This is a genomic window from Flavobacterium soyae (genome assembly GCF_021245985.1).
Lineage (GTDB): Bacteria > Bacteroidota > Bacteroidia > Flavobacteriales > Flavobacteriaceae > Flavobacterium > Flavobacterium soyae.
This window is the reverse complement of the sequence record NZ_JAJQXA010000008.1, coordinates 167,682-186,613: the sequence shown is the minus strand read 5'-3', so window position 1 is coordinate 186,613 and position 18,932 is coordinate 167,682. Positions and strand designations below refer to the sequence as shown.

General features: G+C 32.9%; 17 protein-coding genes. 4 read left to right on the top strand and 13 right to left on the bottom strand.

Going from position 1 to position 18,932, the window contains the following annotated elements:
- Positions 1-121: 121 nt before the first annotated feature.
- Positions 122-616: an RNA polymerase sigma factor gene (locus tag LUU93_RS12365; RefSeq protein WP_007810116.1), complete on the top strand. Its 495-nt coding sequence runs from the start codon at positions 122-124 to the stop codon at positions 614-616.
- Between the two features lie 6 nt (positions 617-622).
- A complete protein-coding gene (locus tag LUU93_RS12360) occupies positions 623-1,255 on the top strand; it encodes a DUF8845 family protein (protein WP_232681429.1) in 633 nt (210 codons plus the stop codon).
- Positions 1,256-1,407: 152 nt separating this feature from the next.
- Here the strand turns inward: LUU93_RS12360 and LUU93_RS12355 are convergent, their stop codons facing one another.
- Both LUU93_RS12355 and LUU93_RS12350 read right to left on the bottom strand, forming a co-directional pair.
- Complete coding sequence (locus tag LUU93_RS12355) at positions 1,408-2,217, bottom strand: lysophospholipid acyltransferase family protein (protein ID WP_232681428.1); 810 nt, start codon at positions 2,215-2,217, stop codon at positions 1,408-1,410.
- 122 nt (positions 2,218-2,339) lie between these two features.
- Positions 2,340-2,993 carry an NUDIX hydrolase gene (locus LUU93_RS12350; protein ID WP_232681427.1) on the bottom strand — a complete coding sequence of 218 codons (654 nt, stop codon included), beginning with the start codon at positions 2,991-2,993 and terminating at the stop codon, positions 2,340-2,342.
- 91 nt (positions 2,994-3,084) lie between these two features.
- Between LUU93_RS12350 and LUU93_RS12345 the strand changes: the two genes are divergently transcribed.
- Complete coding sequence (locus tag LUU93_RS12345; protein ID WP_232681426.1) at positions 3,085-3,522, top strand: DUF4268 domain-containing protein; 438 nt, start codon at positions 3,085-3,087, stop codon at positions 3,520-3,522.
- 111 nt (positions 3,523-3,633) lie between these two features.
- Here the strand turns inward: LUU93_RS12345 and LUU93_RS12340 are convergent, their stop codons facing one another.
- From LUU93_RS12340 to mnmA, 5 genes are all read right to left on the bottom strand, one after another.
- On the bottom strand, positions 3,634-4,269 hold the full coding sequence (locus LUU93_RS12340; protein ID WP_232681425.1) for a Pr6Pr family membrane protein: 636 nt from the start codon (positions 4,267-4,269) through the stop codon (positions 3,634-3,636).
- A gap of 130 nt (positions 4,270-4,399) precedes the next feature.
- Positions 4,400-4,810, bottom strand: coding sequence for a hypothetical protein (locus LUU93_RS12335; protein WP_232681424.1), 411 nt, complete (start codon positions 4,808-4,810; stop codon positions 4,400-4,402).
- A 20-nt stretch (positions 4,811-4,830) separates the two neighbouring features.
- Complete coding sequence (locus LUU93_RS12330) at positions 4,831-5,775, bottom strand: NAD(P)H-dependent flavin oxidoreductase (protein WP_232681423.1); 945 nt, start codon at positions 5,773-5,775, stop codon at positions 4,831-4,833.
- A gap of 8 nt (positions 5,776-5,783) precedes the next feature.
- The gene (locus LUU93_RS12325) at positions 5,784-7,385 is read right to left on the bottom strand and encodes a S8 family serine peptidase (RefSeq protein ID WP_232681421.1); all 1,602 of its coding nucleotides are present in this window, start codon (positions 7,383-7,385) and stop codon (positions 5,784-5,786) included.
- 43 nt (positions 7,386-7,428) lie between these two features.
- Positions 7,429-8,616, bottom strand: a complete 1,188-nt coding sequence (gene mnmA, locus LUU93_RS12320; protein ID WP_232681420.1) for a tRNA 2-thiouridine(34) synthase MnmA — start codon at positions 8,614-8,616, stop codon at positions 7,429-7,431.
- Between the two features lie 142 nt (positions 8,617-8,758).
- Here mnmA and LUU93_RS12315 point away from each other — a divergent pair, with 142 nt between their 5' ends.
- Entirely contained in the window at positions 8,759-10,636 is a 1,878-nt protein-coding gene (locus LUU93_RS12315; protein ID WP_232681419.1) for a PEP/pyruvate-binding domain-containing protein, read from the top strand.
- Between the two features lie 228 nt (positions 10,637-10,864).
- On the opposite strand, the gene LUU93_RS12310 is transcribed toward LUU93_RS12315, so the two are convergent.
- From LUU93_RS12310 to nagB, 6 genes are all read right to left on the bottom strand, one after another.
- Positions 10,865-11,422: a DUF4956 domain-containing protein gene (locus LUU93_RS12310; protein ID WP_232681418.1), complete on the bottom strand. Its 558-nt coding sequence runs from the start codon at positions 11,420-11,422 to the stop codon at positions 10,865-10,867.
- A gap of 199 nt (positions 11,423-11,621) precedes the next feature.
- Positions 11,622-12,338: a toxin-antitoxin system YwqK family antitoxin gene (locus LUU93_RS12305; RefSeq protein WP_232681417.1), complete on the bottom strand. Its 717-nt coding sequence runs from the start codon at positions 12,336-12,338 to the stop codon at positions 11,622-11,624.
- A gap of 145 nt (positions 12,339-12,483) precedes the next feature.
- On the bottom strand, positions 12,484-14,397 hold the full coding sequence (yidC, locus tag LUU93_RS12300) for a membrane protein insertase YidC (protein ID WP_232681416.1): 1,914 nt from the start codon (positions 14,395-14,397) through the stop codon (positions 12,484-12,486).
- Between the two features lie 82 nt (positions 14,398-14,479).
- Positions 14,480-16,093, bottom strand: coding sequence for a CTP synthase (pyrG, locus tag LUU93_RS12295; RefSeq protein ID WP_232681415.1), 1,614 nt, complete (start codon positions 16,091-16,093; stop codon positions 14,480-14,482).
- Between the two features lie 172 nt (positions 16,094-16,265).
- On the bottom strand, positions 16,266-16,499 hold the full coding sequence (locus LUU93_RS12290; protein WP_073482724.1) for a DUF3820 family protein: 234 nt from the start codon (positions 16,497-16,499) through the stop codon (positions 16,266-16,268).
- Between the two features lie 227 nt (positions 16,500-16,726).
- Positions 16,727-18,688, bottom strand: a complete 1,962-nt coding sequence (nagB, locus tag LUU93_RS12285; protein WP_311202630.1) for a glucosamine-6-phosphate deaminase — start codon at positions 18,686-18,688, stop codon at positions 16,727-16,729.
- Positions 18,689-18,932 lie beyond the last annotated feature (244 nt).

The following is an 18,932-nucleotide window of genomic DNA, read 5'->3' as shown; positions in this document are numbered from 1 at the left end:
TTAAAAAGGATCCATAAACCTTTCTTTATATAAAATAAAAAATCATTAAAATCTGTTTAATCTGTGGCAAAAAAATAAATTCAACTGTAACAAAATAGATTTCAATACTACTAATACTTTTATGAGCGAAAATCTAGAACAGTCATTTGTTGCGCAATTGCAGGCAAATCAGAATATAATCCACAAAATTTGTAGATTATATACTGCCGGCGAAGACGCTCATAAAGATTTGTTTCAGGAAATCACTATTCAGCTCTGGAAAGCTTATCCAAAATTTAGAGGCGACAGTAAATTTTCGACCTGGACATATCGTGTCGCTTTAAATACTGCTATCACCTTATACCGCAAAACCAAAAGAACTATATCTACCGTAGATTATGAGAGTCATCAGCATTTTGTAAAAGATGTCGATTACAACTATGAAGAGGAAGAACAGATTAAATTGATGTACAAAGCCGTTTACCAGCTTAATGACATCGAAAAAGCATTAGTTTTTATGTATTTAGAAGACAAAGATTATCAAGAAATAGCCGAAACCTTAGGAATCAGCGAAGTGAATGCGCGCGTGAAAATGAACAGAATTAAAGGGAAACTTAAAAAAATACTAAATCCTTAAAAATTTATGAAAGAACTGGATTTACTAAAAAAAGACTGGAAAAAGAACTCGGATTCTTTTGAACAAATTTCTGAAAAAGAAATCTATAAAATGATTCACAAAAAGTCATCTTCAATTGTCAAATGGATTTTGATTATCAGTATTTTGGAGATTTCGTTTTGGACTTTTTCAAACTTATTTATCAATACAGATGATGTTTTGCGAAAAATAAATCATCCGGAAATTGTGGTTACGCTTGAATACTTGACTTATTTGAATTACTTAGTTGGATTAATTTTCGTGTTTATTTTTTACAAAAACTACACTACGATTTCTACAACCGTTGCCACAAAATCTTTAATGAGTGCCATTTTAAGGACCAGAAAAACAGTTCAGTATTATGTTTGGTACAATTTGGGAATGATTGTAATCACTTCAATTTTAAGTTTCTTCATCGCTTTTGTTTACAATCCTGATATGGCTTTTTTAAGGGAAAAACTTGCAGTAAACGGAAAAGCAATGTTTGCTACAATTGGAATCTTAACCTTAGTAATATTAGGTTTCTTTGGATTATTCTGGTGCTTTTACAGATTGCTGTACGGAACTTTATTACGCAGATTATACGCTAATTATAAGGAGTTGAAGAAAATTGATTTCTAATTGAGGTTCAAAAGTTCAGAGTGACAAAGGTTCAAAGGTTTTCCTTTAAGGCGCCATCCCGAAACTTCAGGACTTAGATGTTAAGGTTCTAAGTTTTTCTAACTTGAAACCTCAAACTTGAAACAAAAAAATCTAAAATCAGAAATCTAAAATTAGTACTCCCACTGTCTAAATTTATTTAGTTCTTCCTGTGCTTTGATTTCTTCGGCTGGAATTACTTTTAAAAATGAAGGGTGCTGTTCGATAGCGTATTCTACTTTTTCTACGATTTCTTCGATCGTGTCGTTTTCATAATCAATTTCAAGAGGTTCTTTGATGATGAAAGACTGCAGGATGTTTTTCTTTTTCATGCGAAGCCCTTTTTTATCAAAAGAACGACGGAAACCATCTATAACAATAGGAATTACGACAGGTTTATGCTGTTTGATTATGTGTGCTGTTCCTTTACGAACGGGTTTAAAAGATTTTGTTGTTCCCTGCGGAAAAGTAATAACCCATCCGTCTTCAAGGGCAATGCGGATATTCTCAGTATCATTTGGATTTACGTCACGTTTTTCGGTAACATCAACCCCTTTTGACCTCCAGGTTCTTTCGACAGTAATTGCTCCAACGTAAGCTAAAATTCTTGGCAGTAATCCGGCCTGCATTGTTTCTTTTGCAGCTACGTAGTAAATATTCATTTTAGGCTGCCATAAATAACCAATGTTCTTAATAGTATCTTGACGTCCGCTTAAACTTGCGTTAAACACATGAAACATCGCCACAACATCGGCAAAATAAGTTTGATGATTGGATATAAATAAAACGTTTCTGTCTGGAAGTGTTTTAATAATTTCAGATCCTTCAATCTGTAATTCATTAAACCCCCTATATCTTCTATGGGTCATGGCTCCCAAAATACGGATTAACCATTTCTTGATGAATAATATATGCCCAAAAGGATTTCGTTTAAACAATCCCATAACGTTGTTTTGTGTTTTTTGGTTAAGTCGCAAACATACAAAATTTATTCTTTTAGCAATAGTGTTATACAATTTACGAAATAAATCTATATATTAATGATTATCAAATTATTAAATTAACGTTATTGTGGTTTTTCTGAAAAAGTAAGTTTTAAAACATCTCTCAATTCGCTTAAAATCATTGCGGTTGCCCCCCAAACAATATGATTTTGAATATTAAATGCGGGAACCAAAATATCATTTCCGTAAGAGGTTGATAATTTGGATTCGATAATAATTTCATCATCTAAAAAAACTGATAATGGCAATTCGAGAACACCGGCTACTTCTCGGGCATCGGGATAAAATGCAAGTTCTTCTTTAGCAATTCCTAAATAAGGATGCACTAAAAAATTACTTGGCGGAATATACATAGGTGTAAAATGCTTTATAATTTCAATTTTCTCAGGACGAACCCCAATTTCTTCGCTGGTTTCACGCAAAGCTGTTTCCTGATAATCACGATCTGCAGGTTCATATTTTCCGCCCGGAAATGCAATTTGCGATGAATGAACGCCATTGTATGCATTACGGACAATTAAAATCAAATGCGTTTTTTCGTTTTTAGGATAAAACAACATCATAACAGCAGCGATTCTTGGTTTTTTTGCATTAATATCTAAATTTTTCAATGCCTGAATACGCTCCAGAGGTGCCATTTTCGCATGTGCCGATTCCGCCGGAAGTTCAACTGGAATTAAATTAGGAACATATTGCAAAAAATCTTGAAAATCCATATTCAAAGTTTATTTTTGTACTTTCAAATTAAAATATAAATATACTCTAGAAAATGCGGTTCTACAAGTTTTCTAAAACAAAGCCATAAAAATGTACAGCAGAGAAGAATCACAAAGAATAAAAAGGGAATTTTGGGTTGCTTTTGCAGAAAAGTACCCAAGAAAATGGGTTCTTTATGATACCAAAATCAAGGATTTCTCTTTTAAATTTTATGTAGACAATAAAAAAGCACAGGTTTTAATTGACATTGAACACCGAAGCGACGAAAAACGAAATGCTTATTTTGAAAAGATTGAAGCTTTAAAAAATATCCTTGAAGAGGAATTTATTAAAGATCTTGTTTTCGAAAAAAACTACACTTTAGAAAGCGGTAAAACCATTAGCAGAATATGGGTTGAAAAACTTGGGGTAGGTTTTAGCAATCGCAATAACTGGGACGCTATTTTTGATTTTTTCAACGAAAACATGCATGCTCTTGAAATGTTTTATCTGGAGTATGATAGGTTTATTAAGGAAATTGAAGTTTAGAGGAAAGTTTCTAAGGTACTGAGATACTAAGATTCTAAGTTTTTTTATATAGCAAACCCGACAGGTTTTTGAAACCTGTCGGGTTTAATATTATGAACTAAGCAGCAGTAATCAAATGTCTTGGCTATCATTATTCTTTTTTAGCTTATTATTCAAAATAATTAATAGTAGCCCTATTATAAAAAATACAATAATCATAACTCCTACATTCATTAAAACTGTTTTATAACCAATTTGTACCACATTTAAAAAAGGATAAGGGTACCAGTTTGTAATTACACCTCTAATTAATGAATAAATGAGATAAAAAAAAGGAAAAATTGCCCAGTAAACGCCATCTTTCCAACTTAACTTTTCTTTTTCAGAATAACGTAACCAATACAAAATATACAAAACAGGATTTAAAACATGCAGTATATTATCTGCAATTAACCTCCAGCCTGTTACAATCAATATTCCGCGTAAAACAGTATTGTAAACTAATGCAACTATAAATATGTACAATGATATAGCGGTTTGCACTGATAGACTTGAAAAAAACTCTCCTATTTTTGTTTTGGGCAAGAATATCGAAAACGTAAGACTCAATGCAATCAACAAATTAGATAGAATTGTAAAATAACTGAAAAAATTAGCAATACTTCCTTTAGTGAGATAGAATTGAAAAATGATAGCAAACCATGCAAAAAATGCAGTAATTGAAGCATAAAAAATTTGGGTATTTGATTTTCTATTTTTACTATTCATACTCTAACTTTTTCGGGTTCAAAATATTTTTTCAGTATATAATTTTACCTCCCCTTCTTGATGATACATTCAAAATGAAAGTCAATGATAAATATGTTTTTAAATTTACGATTGAAAAAATTCTGCATCGTTACACCGTAAAAATATTATAAACAATAATATGATCGTCGTAATTGATATAAAGCTGTTTGCGATTATCTTGTTTTTTACGTGTGATAATAGAAAGTTTACATTCTCTTCCGTCATTGTCTTTGCACATAAAAGAATATACAATATCTGTATCGTTTTCTTCTCGTTCGATGTAATCCAGAATACTAAAAAGCTGTATTTCCTGAGAATATACTACTATCCTATGCTTATCAGTATCAAGAACTACAGAGAGATTAACCAAATCAAGATCAGACCACTGCCCCCACTTTCCTTTTTCATTTTTTTCTAAAACACTAAATCCTGAAGTTTTAAAATGATACGACTGACTCTGAACTTGTTGTAATCCAAAAGCCAGAAACAATACTATTATATAGGCACGAATATAATTCATAAAATATTTCTTACAGGTAATTAAAACTCAAATGTAGCTTTTTCTTTGCATGCATCTCTAAAATCAGACATCATTTCTTGAACAATTTGTTCTACAGGAAGAATTTTATGAATCAGTCCGGCGATTTGTCCTATTTCAAGTTCACCTTCTTCAAGATCACCTTCAAACATTCCTTTTTTAGCTCTTGCTCTTCCTAAAAGCTGGATTAATTCATCTTTAGAAGGGCATTTTTCATACAAAGCCTGAACATCATTATAAAATTTATTCTTTACCAATCGAACCGGAGCTAATTCTTTCAAAGTCAATTGTGTATCTCCTTCTTTTATATTAACTATCGTTTCTTTAAAATTATTGTGGGCAGAAGATTCTATCGACGCTGCAAAACGACTCCCAACCTGTACTCCATCAGCACCTAAAATCATTGCGGCCAGCATTCCTCTCCCCGTTGCAATTCCGCCAGCGGCAATAAGAGGAATTTGTATTTTTTCTTTAACCATAGGAATCAAAGTTAAAGTTGTAGTTTCATCACGACCATTGTGTCCGCCTGCTTCAAAACCTTCGGCAACAATAGCATCTACGCCTGCTTCTTGTGCTTTTAATGCAAAAGTGCTGCTGCTAACAACATGAACAACCGTTATCCCTTTTCCTTTTAAAAACGAAGTCCAGGTTTTAGGGTTTCCTGCCGAAGTAAAAACAATTTTTACATCTTCTTCGACCACAATATTCATAATCTCTTCAATATTGGGATATAACATCGGAATATTAACTCCAAATGGTTTATCAGTCGCTTTTTTACATTTCTGAATATGTTCTCTTAAAACATCAGGATACATTGATCCAGCTCCAATCAAGCCTAAACCACCTGCATTACTCACTGCAGATGCTAATTTGTAACCACTGTTCCAGATCATTCCGCCTTGAATAATTGGATATTTTGTATTGAAAAGCTGTGTAATTCTGTTCATTAAAACTATTATTGTTTTATTATTTTTCCTGTTTTTTGTAAACCTTCAGACTTAAAAGTATAAAAATACAGTCCGCTGGTTAAACTTTCAACAGAAAGAACCGGATTTTGGTTTGTTATTTGTTTTTCAATCAGCTTTTGTCCTAAAATGGAATAAATACATACAGAAGCTGTTTCATCAGCAAACAAAAAAGAAATATTAGATTTTGCCGGATTTGGATAAACTGAAAAATCCGATGAAGACTGAAAAACATCTACACTTAAAGTCGACCCAAAATTTGGTATTCCATAACCATAATTATTATCAGGAGTTGTATATCGATCTGCAGACTGCAGAATCATTTGTTTAATTTCCTGATTTGTTTTTGATGGAAATGCCTGCCAGAGACAAGCTATCATTCCTGCCATAATAGGGCATGAAAAAGAAGTTCCGTTAGCCGTACCAATAGTTCCTGAAGTGTTTGCAACAACAGCGGCAACACCCTGCGCCATTATATCTGGTTTTATACGATTATCAAAACTTGGTCCTATAGAGCTGGAAGAGGCTTTAACTTTTGCAGCGTTAACAGAACCAACCGTAATAACTGAAGCTCCATCTCCGGGCGATCCAACATGATTTTCAACCTGATTTCCTTCGTTTCCCGCAGATGCTAAAACGATAATTCCTTTACTAAAAGCTATTTCGGCACCTTTTGTAATAAAATTTGTTGTGCCATTCATATCGCTGTATGTATGACTGTAATTGGTGTTATCAAAACTAAAATAACCTAATGAAGTTGTAATGATATCAACTCCATAGGCATCAGCTTGTTCTGCAGCTTCAACCCAATACGATTCTTCGACAGGATTTTCAGAAGCATCATTTTCTGTTATAAATAAATAATAAGAAGCATCTGGAGCAGTCCCTACCAAAGAATTCTCTGTGTAACCGCCCATTGTAGATAAAACTAAAGTTCCGTGATCGTCTCCGGCATAAAAATTCGTACTTCTGCTTACATAATCATAACCTCCTAAAATTAAATTATTATCTCGTAATCGTTTAAAAGGTTCTGCTGTATTTACACCCGGATAACCGGCATCTAAAACAGCAATTACTTTTCCAGACCCTGTATAATTCTGCTGATGCAGAACTTGTCCGTTAAGCATTTGAATTTGATTTGCAGAATTTCCATAAGCATAATCAATCGTAGTTTCCAGCTTATTTTTTACCGCTGCAATACTATTTTGCGAAACTTTTTTTGAAGTTACATTCAATGCTTTATTTGCAAAAACTACTTTATCAACATACGAAAGGGACTTTAAAGCCGTAATATTGGCTTGAGTTCCTCTAACATGAAGTGCATTTAACCATTTCGACTGTGCCATTACAGTTATTCCTGTACTGGCTTTTACCTGATTTACATACGTAATTTCAAGAGGTGCATCTGTAGTATTTAATGCAATATTTTGTGCAGTACGGCGATCTAATGATCTCTGCGAAAGGGTCAGCGACGGATTATCGAAAAAATCCTGAGCATTTGGTTTTCCCGTAAAATATACCCAGGCATCTTCTTCCTGAGAAAACATTACAGTAGAAAACAATAGTAAAAGAAAAGTAAAGCTGTGTTTCATATATACTCTTTTAAAAGGAAGTCCTTCGTAAAAAAGTATAAAGCTAAGAAATTACTCCCGAACCAACTAATTCATTTTCTAAATACCAGGCAACAAACTGACCTTTTGTTATTGCAGATTGTGGTTCTTCAAAATGAACGTACATTCCGTCTTCAAATTGATGAAGTGTCGCTTTTTGTAACGGCTGACGGTAACGAATTCTCGCCATAACTTCCATTTTTTCACCCGCATTTAACTTCAAATCTTCGCGAACCCAGTGTACTTCAGATTCTCCAACAAATAAAGCTTTTTTAAACAATCCAGGGTGACTGCTTGTTAAACCGGTATAAATGGTATTAGTTTCAACATCTGTAGCAATAACAAATAACGGATCTGTAGTTCCGCCAACATTCAATCCTTTTCTCTGACCAACAGTAAAATAATGTGCACCCTGATGTTTGCCCATAATTTTTCCCATTGTTGGAAGATAATGCAGTTTTTGAGCTTCAATTTTTAGATCTTCTTCTAAAGATAATTCAGCTGGTTTTTCAACATTATAAATCGGGTCGTTTTTATCAATTTGAACAATTTTACCTTCTTTTGGCTGTAATTTTTGCTGCAAAAATTCTGGTAAACGAACTTTTCCGATAAAGCAAAGTCCCTGTGAATCCTTCTTTTCGGCAGTTACTAATTCCATTTCAGCAGCAATTTCGCGAACTTCAGGTTTTGTCAAAGCACCAATCGGGAACAATGCTTTAGATAATTGTTCCTGTGATAACTGGCATAAAAAATAAGACTGATCTTTGTTAATATCATTTCCGGCAATCAATTGATAAACCGTTTTTCCGTCAACCTCAATTTCGCTTTTTTGGCAGTAATGCCCAGTCGCAACATAATCAGCACCAAGGCTTAGTGCAATTTTCATAAAAACATCAAATTTGATTTCGCGGTTACAAAGCACATCAGGATTTGGAGTTCGTCCTTTTTCGTATTCGTTGAACATATAATCAACGATTTTTTCTTTGTATTCCTCGCTTAAATCAACAGTTTGAAACGGTATTCCAAGTTTTTCAGCCACTAATAAAGCATCATTACTATCTTCTAACCAAGGACATTCGTTAGAAATAGTAACTGAGTCATCATGCCAATTTTTCATAAAAAGCCCAATAACTTCGTATCCCTGCTGCTGCAATAAATAAGCAGCAACACTAGAATCTACCCCACCAGAAAGACCAACAACTACACGTTTCATTTTAAAATCTTTATAATTTTACAAGGGTGCAAAGGTAAGTCATATTTTAGAAAATCTTACTGGTTTTAATTAGTTTATATAATCCCGCAGTAGATAAAACTTATGGTTTAAATACTTACTTTTAATATTCAATACAATTGTCATGAAAAAATACATTTACAGCTTATTTTTCTTTTTCATTTTCATGTCTTTAACTGCGCAAAGATATTCTTCATCATTAGCAAATTATGAAGAATATAAAGCATTTAGAGGAAAACCTTTATCAGATAAATTTTCAAATATCGAATCGGTAAAAGTCGTTTATGATTTAAGAAAACAAAAAATGTATTATTTCAATAGTACTTTGATTCCGCTGCATTATGATTTTGTAACCAATTATCTGAGATACAATTACGACTTGCAAATATTTAATAATGAGAATTACAGCAGCACTTTAAAAGACAGAGATTTTTTATTGGGAAATCTCAACCACATAAAAGGAACTGATAAATGGATTTTTGAACTCGCTGCTTCAGATCATATGCCCGTTCCGTTAATTGAGCGTTTTTTCAACTTAGTAATTCAATCTATTTTTATTGGTCAAAATTTAAAATTTTATTTGAATAATCCTGAGCAGATGGAATGGTTTCGCTTAAAACAATTTAAAATTCCGTGTGTAAAATCAGATTATATTTTTAATGAAATAAAATATCAGGAAGTTGTTTCAGGAAACAACGTTGGTATTTTAAAACAATACAAAATCAAAGAGCTGGATAAAGTAAAACCAAATCCTGATGAAATTATTATTTTAGACGGAACACCGGATATTTTACCCAATGTAAGGGGAATTATTGTCAACGAACTGCAAACGCCATTGAGCCATTTAGTACTGTTAGGCAAAAACAGAAAAATTCCAATTATGGCATATACATTAGCCTTAAAAGATGAAAACATTAAAAGATTACTTTCTAAAAAAGTAGAATTAAAAATTCAGGTTGATACTTTTTTTATAAAAGAGACTGATAAAAAGATTGTTGTTAAAACAAATTCTAAAAATAAAAAATTAATTATTGATAATAGCATTACTGAGTTAGTTGATTTGTCTAAAATTTTAAAAAAAGGAGTTAATTACATTGGATCAAAAGCACAAAACATGTCGTATTTGATTGCTATTTCAAAAGAAACTCCATTTAAAACCCCAGAAGATGCGCACGCTATTCCGTTTTATTTTTATACGAAACATATTCAGAAAGAATCGATTTCTCCTTTAATACAAGAGCTTTTGAATTCTTCGAAAAAAGATTCAACGGTTTGGGTAAATCAGCAATTGAAAAAAATTCGTGATGCCATTAAAAAAGAGCCTGTCGATCCTGAGTTAATTTCGAAATTGAATGTAACATTTAAAGATACGAAATTCAAAAATTTCAGATTTCGTTCCTCAACAAATGCAGAAGATCTGGATGATTTTAACGGTGCCGGATTGTATGATTCTAAAACCGGAATTCTAGGAGACAGCATCAAAACATTCGAAAAAGCAATTAAGCAAGTTTGGGCAAGTGTATGGAATGAAGCTTCGTATAATGAAAGAGAGCTTTTTGGAATCGATCAGCAGAATATTGCAATGGGTGTTTTAGTACACCGTTCTTTTCCGGATGAATTAGCAAATGGCGTTGTGATTACAAGAAACATTTTTAGGAAAAATTTTCCCGGAATTACGGTTAATATTCAAAAAGGAGAAAACTCTGTTGTAAAACCAGAAAAAGGAGAAATCTGCGAGCAGTTTGTAGCCTATCATTTAAACTCTGGAACTAACGATGACGATTTTGATGTCGATTATATCTCAAATTCAAATCTCAATAATAATGAACCTTTATTGAGCCGAAAAGAAATGAGCCGGCTTTTTCTTGTCAGCAAAAAAATTGAAGAAAAAATGTATCGATACTGGAAGAAAAATCTTTTCCATCCTGTAGATATAGAATTTAAAATCGTTGGTGAAAATCGGGATTTATATATCAAACAGGTTCGTCCTTTTAATGATTAGACACAATTCAATAAAAAAAAATAACATTTAGCTATCGGGAGCGAAGATGTAAAGTTTATTCTGCCACAGATTAAGGGATTAAAATGATTCATAAAATGTGTTGGCAAAACTCTCGCAAATTCTGCAGATTTAGCAGATTATTGTTCGAGAAAACTTTATCAAAAAATCTGCGTGAAAAAAAAACTTATTGTACTATTTTATAGCTGCCTTACTTCTGAATTTGCCTGACTAATAAAAAACTAAAAGATCTATTTCATTAGAAACGGTATTGACTAAAACAATTTTAAAATCAAAATCCTGAATGTTTATTTTTTCCTGAACTGCTTTGCGGATATTTCCATTTTCTAAAGAAAAATCGTTTATCAGCGGGATTTTCACATCGACAGTATTGAGGTATTTTGAAGATTTTTTGTTCACTATAATAGACGCTGCAACATAAAACCCAATAATGATGATTTGAAAAAATAAGAGTATTTCTATTTTCTCAAAAGGATACATAATATCTAAAATAGAAAGTGTTATTGTTGCAAAAAGAAAGATGATCGCGTTTACAGTAAACGATTGTGTCCTAAATCTTAAAATGGAGAAAATAGCAAACAACCCAAAACCAATCCCAACTCCTATTTCAATTTTTGTAAATAAGTAACATAGAGAAAAAGTACAGAGACCAACAATAACCATCAACGGATTTATGGTTTCGTTATCTTTTCTGTTTGAGAAAAAGTACAAAACCAAAATCGAAAAAAACAATAAAAAAAATCTTCCTGTAAGTTCGTTTAAATCCATTGAATCAAAATATTAGCTCAATCAAATTTAAACAATTGAGTAAAAAATCAGCCACGAATTCACGAATTTATTTTGAGAAAAAGTTTGCCGCGAATTACACTAATTTCCACGAATTAATTTTTTGCTTTAGTTAAATAAAAATTCGTGGAAATTAGTGTAATTCGCGGCAAAAAAAATGCCCTCAAAGCGGGCAAGTATGTTATTCGTTCTTAGGTTTTGAATTGGCTTTATAAGCACTTTTTGGATCGCTCATATTAACTTCTTTGGTCAATTTCCCTCTTGTATAAAACTGCCAGATTCCGGCTTTTTTTCCTTTTACAAACTTCCCTTTAGAAGCTACAACTCCATCTGCATCATAAAAAACAGCATCGCCTTCATACTCGTTATTTTTAAATACAGACTGTTCCTGAATAGTTCCGTTTTGCCCTAGCTTTTTATAATTTCCTTCTTTTAAACCGTTCACATAAGTCATTTCTTCAGCAACTTTGGCATTTGGGTAATAAACCGTTCTTAAACCTTGTAATTTACCTTTTTTATAAGTTTCAGAAGTCATCAAAACTTTTGACGCTTTATGATAGTATTTCCACTCACCTTCTCTTTCCTTCCCAACTTCTTTTCCTTCGCTTACTATATTTTTATTCTGATCATAGAAAATAGTATACGAACTTCCATCATTAGCTGTAAAATCGCGTGTTGCAATTACATCGCCTTTTTTTGTATCATCAAAAAATTTAAAAATTCCGGTTTCTTTTCCGTGACTGAAAGTTCCTTCATATCGCGGACGTTTTGATTCGTAAACACCTTTCCAAACGCCGTCTTTTTTTCCGTTAGCATCTAATTTATTAAACTCAGTTTGGGCATTTACAAAGAAAATATTCAGCAATAAAATCCCAATTATTATTTTTTTAGAAATCATCTTATATACAATTTTTAACTTAAACGAAAATTAGTTTCATAAAGTATGTTTTGCCGCTCTCAAAGTTAAAATTTTCATATGCAATTTGAAAAAGAAACATACTCTTTAAAATAAAAAATCCCGATTAGATCGGGATTTTTAGAATTTATTTCTTTTTATTTTGAGCCTTTTTTGCTGCTTCCTGCTGCTCCATCACATCCTGAAGACGCTGTTGAAATTTGCTTGGCTTTTTAGGTTCTTTTAATTTATTTTCCTGAATTTGAGCATGAATTTTGTCGCTGTCTACGATATAATTTTTAATAACAAACATAATTCCGATAGTAATTAAGTTCGAGATAAAGTTGTACAAACTTAAACCTGCACCATAACTATTAAAGAAAATTAACATCATTAATGGCGAAACATAAATCATGATTTTCATCATTTTTGCCATATCCGGCATACCTTCCTGCTGAGGCGCAGCCATTTGCTGATCTCCAGAGGTCATTTTCATATAGAAGAAAATTGCAATTGCTGCCAAAATTGGAAACAAACTGATATGATCTCCGTACAATGGAATATGGAAAGGTAATTTTACAACCGAGTCAAAAGATGATAAATCGTCTGCCCAAAGGAAACCTTTTTGTCTTAATTCAAAAGCTGCAGGGAAAAACTGGAACGATGCATACATAAACGGAAGCTGAATCAATGCGGGAATACATCCTGCCATTGGGTTTACTCCTGCTTTATTATACAGTTTCATTGTTTCCTGTTGTTTTTTCATTGGGTCTTTTTTGTATTTTTCTCCCAACTCTGTAATATCAGGTCTTAAAACTTTCATTTTAGCCTGAGACAAGAACGATTTATATGTAATTGGCGACATGGCCAACTTGATAATAATTGTGAAGATGATAATCGCAATTCCTAATGACAATCCAATTGTTGAACTCAGGAATCCAAACAATGGAACAAAAATTAATTTATTGATCCATCCAAAAATTCCCCATCCTAATGGAATAATTTTTTCGAAATTTTTGTCATACGATTTTAAAACTTTATAATCTGCCGGCCCAAAATACCATTGCATTTTATAATCAATTTCACCATTTGTGAATGCTAAAGGAACATTTGTTTTAAACTGTTTCGTAAAAACAGTATCAATTTTATCGTCATTTACTAAATTAGTTGATTCTAGTTTAGATGTAGCAAATGGTTTGTCTGTTACTAATATAGAAGTAAAGAAATGTTGTTTATAAGCTATAAAACTAACTTTCTCAACAGTCTCTTCTTCATGTTTTCCTAAACCTGCGTAATTTATTTTCCCATCTTCATGTTCGTAATAAATTTCGGCATAACGATTTTCATAAGAAATACTTTTTTCGTTTCTGTATGTTTTTAAATCCCATTGTAAATCTAATGGTTTAGAAGAATTTAAAACTCTGTTCAATCCTTGGGAACGAATATCAAAACCAACTAAATAATCGTTTGGTTTTAATACATATTTATATTCTAAAAATTCATTAGCTCCAGCTTTTAATCGCATTGTTAAAATTTGGTCTTCACCATTTTTTGCCAATGTAGGTTCAAAAAACAAATCTTTAGAGTTTAAAGTTCTGTTATCTGTAGTTTGTAATTGAATGTTTAAATTAGAATTATTGTCTTTAATTAATTCAACTAATTGTCCTGAATTTTTCTCAAACTTTTTAAATTCTTTTAGAACAGCTTCAACAATATAACCACCTTTGTTAGCGATTTTAAGTTTAATCTTTTCGTTTTCGATAGTTGTAAAAGACTCTTTTGCAGAAGGAAGCGTAGCAGAATATGCAAATCCGCCTAAAGTTTTTTGCAATTGTGCTAATTGAACTGTATCACCTGGTGCAGCAGCAGTAATTGGTGCAGCAACGGTTTTAGCTTTATCAGCTTTTGCCTGAGCTTCTTGTTTAGCTACTAATTCTTTCTTGGCTTTTTCAGCAGCAATTTCTTTCTCAGAAGGCTGATTTTGGTACATAATCCAAATCAAAATTCCAAATATCAATACAAAACCAATGATTGAATTAAGGTCAAATTTTTTTTCTTCCATTATTTATTTAAAAAAGTTATCCGTCAGAAGTTATTAGTTATGATTATAGCTTAAAAGTTACAACCCCTTAGAATATTAATTATTATTTTTTATGCGCATTTACGGCAGCTGCTACGAAATTTACAAAAATCGGGTGCGGATTTGCTACTGTACTTTTATATTCCGGATGGTATTGTACCCCAATAAAGAATGGGTGGTTTTCAAGCTCTACAATTTCTACTAATCCAGTATCTGGGTTAACTCCAGAAGCTTTTAAACCAGCTTTTTGCAATTCATCTGCGTATTTATTATTGTACTCATAACGGTGGCGGTGACGCTCTGAAATGGTTGTTGCACCATAAATTCTGTGTGCCAGCGTATTTGGTTTAATATCACATTTCCAAGCTCCCAAACGCATTGTTCCGCCTTTATCTGTAACATTTTTTTGCTCTTCCATTAAACTCACAACCGGATGAGGCGTTTTCTCGTTCATCTCAGTAGAATTGGCTTCGGTATAACCTAAAATATTTCTGGAATATTCGATAACAGACATCTGCATTCCCAAACAAATTCCAAAAAACGGAATATTATTTTCACGCGCATAACGAACTGCTTCAATTTTTCCTTCAATACCTCTTTCTCCAAATCCCGGAGCCACTAGTACGCCGTCAAGATTTTCTAATTTCTCAGCAACGTTATCAATATTGATATGTTCTGAGTGAATAGAAATTACATTTACTTTGGTTTCATTTGCAGCGCCTGCATGAATAAATGCCTCTAAAATAGATTTGTAACAATCCTGCATCTCTACATATTTCCCAATTAAACCAATATTTACGGTTTGTTTTGGACTTTTTAATCTGCGTAAAAAAGTATTCCATGTTTTTAAATCCGGAGATGCTTTTTTAGGTAAATCTAATTTTTTCAAAGCCACAACATCTAATCCTTCTTCAAGCATTAAATTTGGAACTTCGTATATTGTTGAAGCATCAATTGACTGAATAACCGCTTCTTTTTTAACATTACAAAACAAAGCCAGTTTTTGACGTAGTTCCTGAGACAATTCGTGCTCAGTTCTACAAACTAAAATATCTGCTTTGATTCCGCTTTCCATCAAAGTTTTTACAGAGTGCTGTGTTGGTTTTGTTTTCAACTCACCCGCAGCAGCCAAATAAGGAACTAATGTTAAATGAATAACAATTCCGTTATTTTCTCCTAATTCCCAAACTAATTGACGAACAGACTCAATATAAGGTAATGATTCAATATCACCAACAGTACCACCAATTTCAGTAATTACAATATCATAATCGCCAGATTTACCCAGCAATTGCATTCTGTCTTTAATTTCGTTTGTAATATGAGGAACAACCTGAACTGTTTTTCCTAAAAATTCCCCTCTTCTTTCTTTTTCAATAACCGAAAGATAAACTCTTCCTGTTGTAACGTTATTTGCCTGAGAAGTAGGAACGTTCAGGAAACGCTCATAATGACCTAAATCTAAATCTGTTTCGGCACCATCATCTGTTACATAACATTCTCCGTGCTCATACGGGTTCAATGTTCCCGGATCCACATTAATATACGGATCAAATTTTTGAATAGTTGTACGGTATCCTCTTCCTTGTAACAATTTTGCTAAAGATGCTGCAATGATCCCTTTTCCTAATGAAGAAGTCACACCGCCTGTAACAAAAATATATTTTGTTTGATTCATTCTGTTGTTGTTTGTAAGTAGTTGTGTAAAAAACTTGGCAAAAGTACAAATTTAATTAGATAATTTATCAATTAGAGAATGAGATAATTTGCAAATTTTTAAACAGATTGATTACTTGGTTTTGTAATCGATAATTTTAAGCTTTTATTAGAATATTTTTTAAGAAATATCTTTAAATTGGCTTTGGGTATTGCTTTTTAATATTCCTGATTAACTCTTCCAGTCCATTTAATTTCAGTTCATAAATAAGCTGTAACTGCTGCCCTAATTCTCCTTTTGGAAAACCTTTATTGTGATACCAAACCACATAATATTCTGGTAAATCGATTAAAAAACGCCCTTCGTATTTTCCGAAAGGCATTTTGGTATGCGCTAATTTTATGAGAAGTTTTTTGTCTTGTTCCATTTTTTTAAAGAAAAAAGAAGCAAGAGGAAAGAAATACAGGCTCATTCTTCCTTCTTGCTTCTAATTGCTTACAAAGCTATTCTATTTTTTTATTTTTCTTCTGCCACAGATTAAAAAGATTTAAATGATTTTTTTCTCGCCACGAATTACACGAATTATCACGAATTTAATTTGTGGAATTCGTGATTAAAAACCTTAGAATCTTAGCATCTCAGAACCTTAGTATCTTAATAGTGCCATCTCACGAAAGCTTCCATTGCTGCATAAGTTGCTAAACCTAGCTGCTGATACAAAGCTGCTGTTTCGCTGTTTCTGTCTTCGGCCCTCTGCCAAAATTCTCTTGCATCAGTTCCCTGAAAAACAACACCGTCTTTTTGTGACTGATGTTTGAAGATTCCGTGGCGTTTTGCCAAAACCTGATCCGGGCTCATTGGCACCGCCATTTCAACTTCGTCAATTCCCCACTCCTGCCATGCACCACGGTATAACCATAACCAGCAGTCATCCATAAATGGTTTTGGTTTTAAGGCTTTTACAGCTTCAAAAATAGCATCAAGACAAACTTTGTGCGTTCCGTGCGGATCTGCTAAATCTCCTGCAGCATAGATTTGGTGCGGTTTAATTTTTTCAATTAAATCCATTGTAAGCTGAATATCTTCTTGTCCAATTGGTTTCTTTTCAATAGTTCCGGTTTCATAAAATGGTAATTCCATAAAATGAATCTGATCATCGGTTAATCCAACAAAATGACTTGTTGCTCTTGCCTCTCCTTTTCTGATTAATCCTTTTATGTAACGAACTTCTGGAATATCAATTTCACTGTTCTTTTTATTTTCTAAAAAAGTTTGTGCTTTTCTATAAATGTTATCTGCTTCTTCGCTTTTAATGTTGAATTTTTCATTGTAATCAATCACGAATCTTGCAAAACGTAACGCTTCGTCATCTGCAACAGCGATATTTCCTGAAGTTTGGTACGCTACATGAACTTCATGTCCCTGCTCCTGCAAGCGCATGAAAGTTCCTCCCATACTAATGATATCATCATCAGGATGCGGGCTGAAAATCAATACACGTTTTTTAGCAGGCTCAGCCCTTTCCGGACGGTTTGTATCGTCTGCATTTGGTTTTCCGCCTGGCCAGCCTGTAATTGTATTTTGTAATTTATTGAAGATTTTAATGTTGATGTCGTATGCCGGACCAGAATCTGCCAGTAAATCGCTCATTCCATTTTCGATATAATCAGCATCAGTAAGCATTAAAATTGGTTTTTTAAGATCTAATGCCAATCCTAAAACTGCTTTGCGAGTTAATTTATCTGTCCAAGCGATTTTCTCAACCAGCCATGGTTTATTAATTCTCGTTAGTTTTGAAGAAGCTTCTTTATCTAAAATAAAAACAGCATTATCATGTTCCTGCAGAAACGAAGCCGGAACTCTATTAGTAACTTCGTCTTCAACAGATCTTTTTACAATATTTGCTTTTCCTTCACCCCACGCTAATAAGATAACTCTTTTAGCTTCCATAATTTTTTTCACCCCAAGTGTAATTGCAGTTCTTGGCGTATTATTTAATCCGAAGAAATCTTTACTTGCAGCAACTCTTGTAATATGATCCAGTGCCACTAAACGTGTTTTCGAGTTTTGAAGCGAACCTGATTCGTTAAAACCAATGTGTCCGTTTCCTCCAATTCCAAGAATTTGTAAATCGATTCCGCCCAGAGCTTCAATTTTTGCTTCATATTCATGACAGTAATCTGCAATTTGTTCTTTTGTCAAAAGTCCGTCTGGAACATGCGCGTTTTCAGGTAAAATATCGACATGATCAAACAGTAATTCTTTCATAAAACGAACATAACTGTTGATAGAGTTTGGTTCCATCGGATAATATTCGTCCAGGTTAAAACTGATTACATTTTTAAAGCTCAACCCTTCTTCTTTATGCAGGCGAACCAGTTCAGCATACAATCCTTTTGGAGAAGAGCCTGTTGCCAAACCTAAAATGCAAGGCTGATTTTCTTTTTGTTTGGATTGGATTAAAGCTGCAATTTCCTGCGCAACAGCTTTTGAAGCTTCACCTGAATTTTCAAAAACAACAGTGTTGATGTTTTCGAAGCGCTTTTCAAAACCGGTTGCTTTGTCTATTTTACTTTTTAACATGGTATAGTTTTTTTTATTCTTCGGATTATGTATTGGCTTTAAGCCTTAAAATTTTATTTTACATCGCAAAAACGCAAGTCAAAACATTGCTAAAACAATAGCATTCAATACCATATAAAGATAAAACCTTTATAAATGGAATACAACAAAATTTAAATTATTGATTTAGGGCAGAATTTGGAATATCATTTATATCTCACTTAGAGATTCCAAATAATATTGAAAAAGCGATTCTCGTTTTCACTTTTGAAACTGCATTATTTTTGCATAAATATGC

Coding starts and splice junctions, on each gene's coding strand:
- LUU93_RS12365 (WP_007810116.1), top strand. CDS start 122: ATGAGCGAAAATCTAGAACAGTCATTTGTTGCGCAATTGCAGGCAAAT.
- LUU93_RS12360 (WP_232681429.1), top strand. CDS start 623: ATGAAAGAACTGGATTTACTAAAAAAAGACTGGAAAAAGAACTCGGAT.
- LUU93_RS12355 (WP_232681428.1), bottom strand. CDS start 2,217: ATGGGATTGTTTAAACGAAATCCTTTTGGGCATATATTATTCATCAAG.
- LUU93_RS12350 (WP_232681427.1), bottom strand. CDS start 2,993: ATGGATTTTCAAGATTTTTTGCAATATGTTCCTAATTTAATTCCAGTT.
- LUU93_RS12345 (WP_232681426.1), top strand. CDS start 3,085: ATGTACAGCAGAGAAGAATCACAAAGAATAAAAAGGGAATTTTGGGTT.
- LUU93_RS12340 (WP_232681425.1), bottom strand. CDS start 4,269: ATGAATAGTAAAAATAGAAAATCAAATACCCAAATTTTTTATGCTTCA.
- LUU93_RS12335 (WP_232681424.1), bottom strand. CDS start 4,810: ATGAATTATATTCGTGCCTATATAATAGTATTGTTTCTGGCTTTTGGA.
- LUU93_RS12330 (WP_232681423.1), bottom strand. CDS start 5,775: ATGAACAGAATTACACAGCTTTTCAATACAAAATATCCAATTATTCAA.
- LUU93_RS12325 (WP_232681421.1), bottom strand. CDS start 7,385: ATGAAACACAGCTTTACTTTTCTTTTACTATTGTTTTCTACTGTAATG.
- mnmA (WP_232681420.1), bottom strand. CDS start 8,616: ATGAAACGTGTAGTTGTTGGTCTTTCTGGTGGGGTAGATTCTAGTGTT.
- LUU93_RS12315 (WP_232681419.1), top strand. CDS start 8,759: ATGAAAAAATACATTTACAGCTTATTTTTCTTTTTCATTTTCATGTCT.
- LUU93_RS12310 (WP_232681418.1), bottom strand. CDS start 11,422: ATGGATTTAAACGAACTTACAGGAAGATTTTTTTTATTGTTTTTTTCG.
- LUU93_RS12305 (WP_232681417.1), bottom strand. CDS start 12,338: ATGATTTCTAAAAAAATAATAATTGGGATTTTATTGCTGAATATTTTC.
- yidC (WP_232681416.1), bottom strand. CDS start 14,397: ATGGAAGAAAAAAAATTTGACCTTAATTCAATCATTGGTTTTGTATTG.
- pyrG (WP_232681415.1), bottom strand. CDS start 16,093: ATGAATCAAACAAAATATATTTTTGTTACAGGCGGTGTGACTTCTTCA.
- LUU93_RS12290 (WP_073482724.1), bottom strand. CDS start 16,499: ATGGAACAAGACAAAAAACTTCTCATAAAATTAGCGCATACCAAAATG.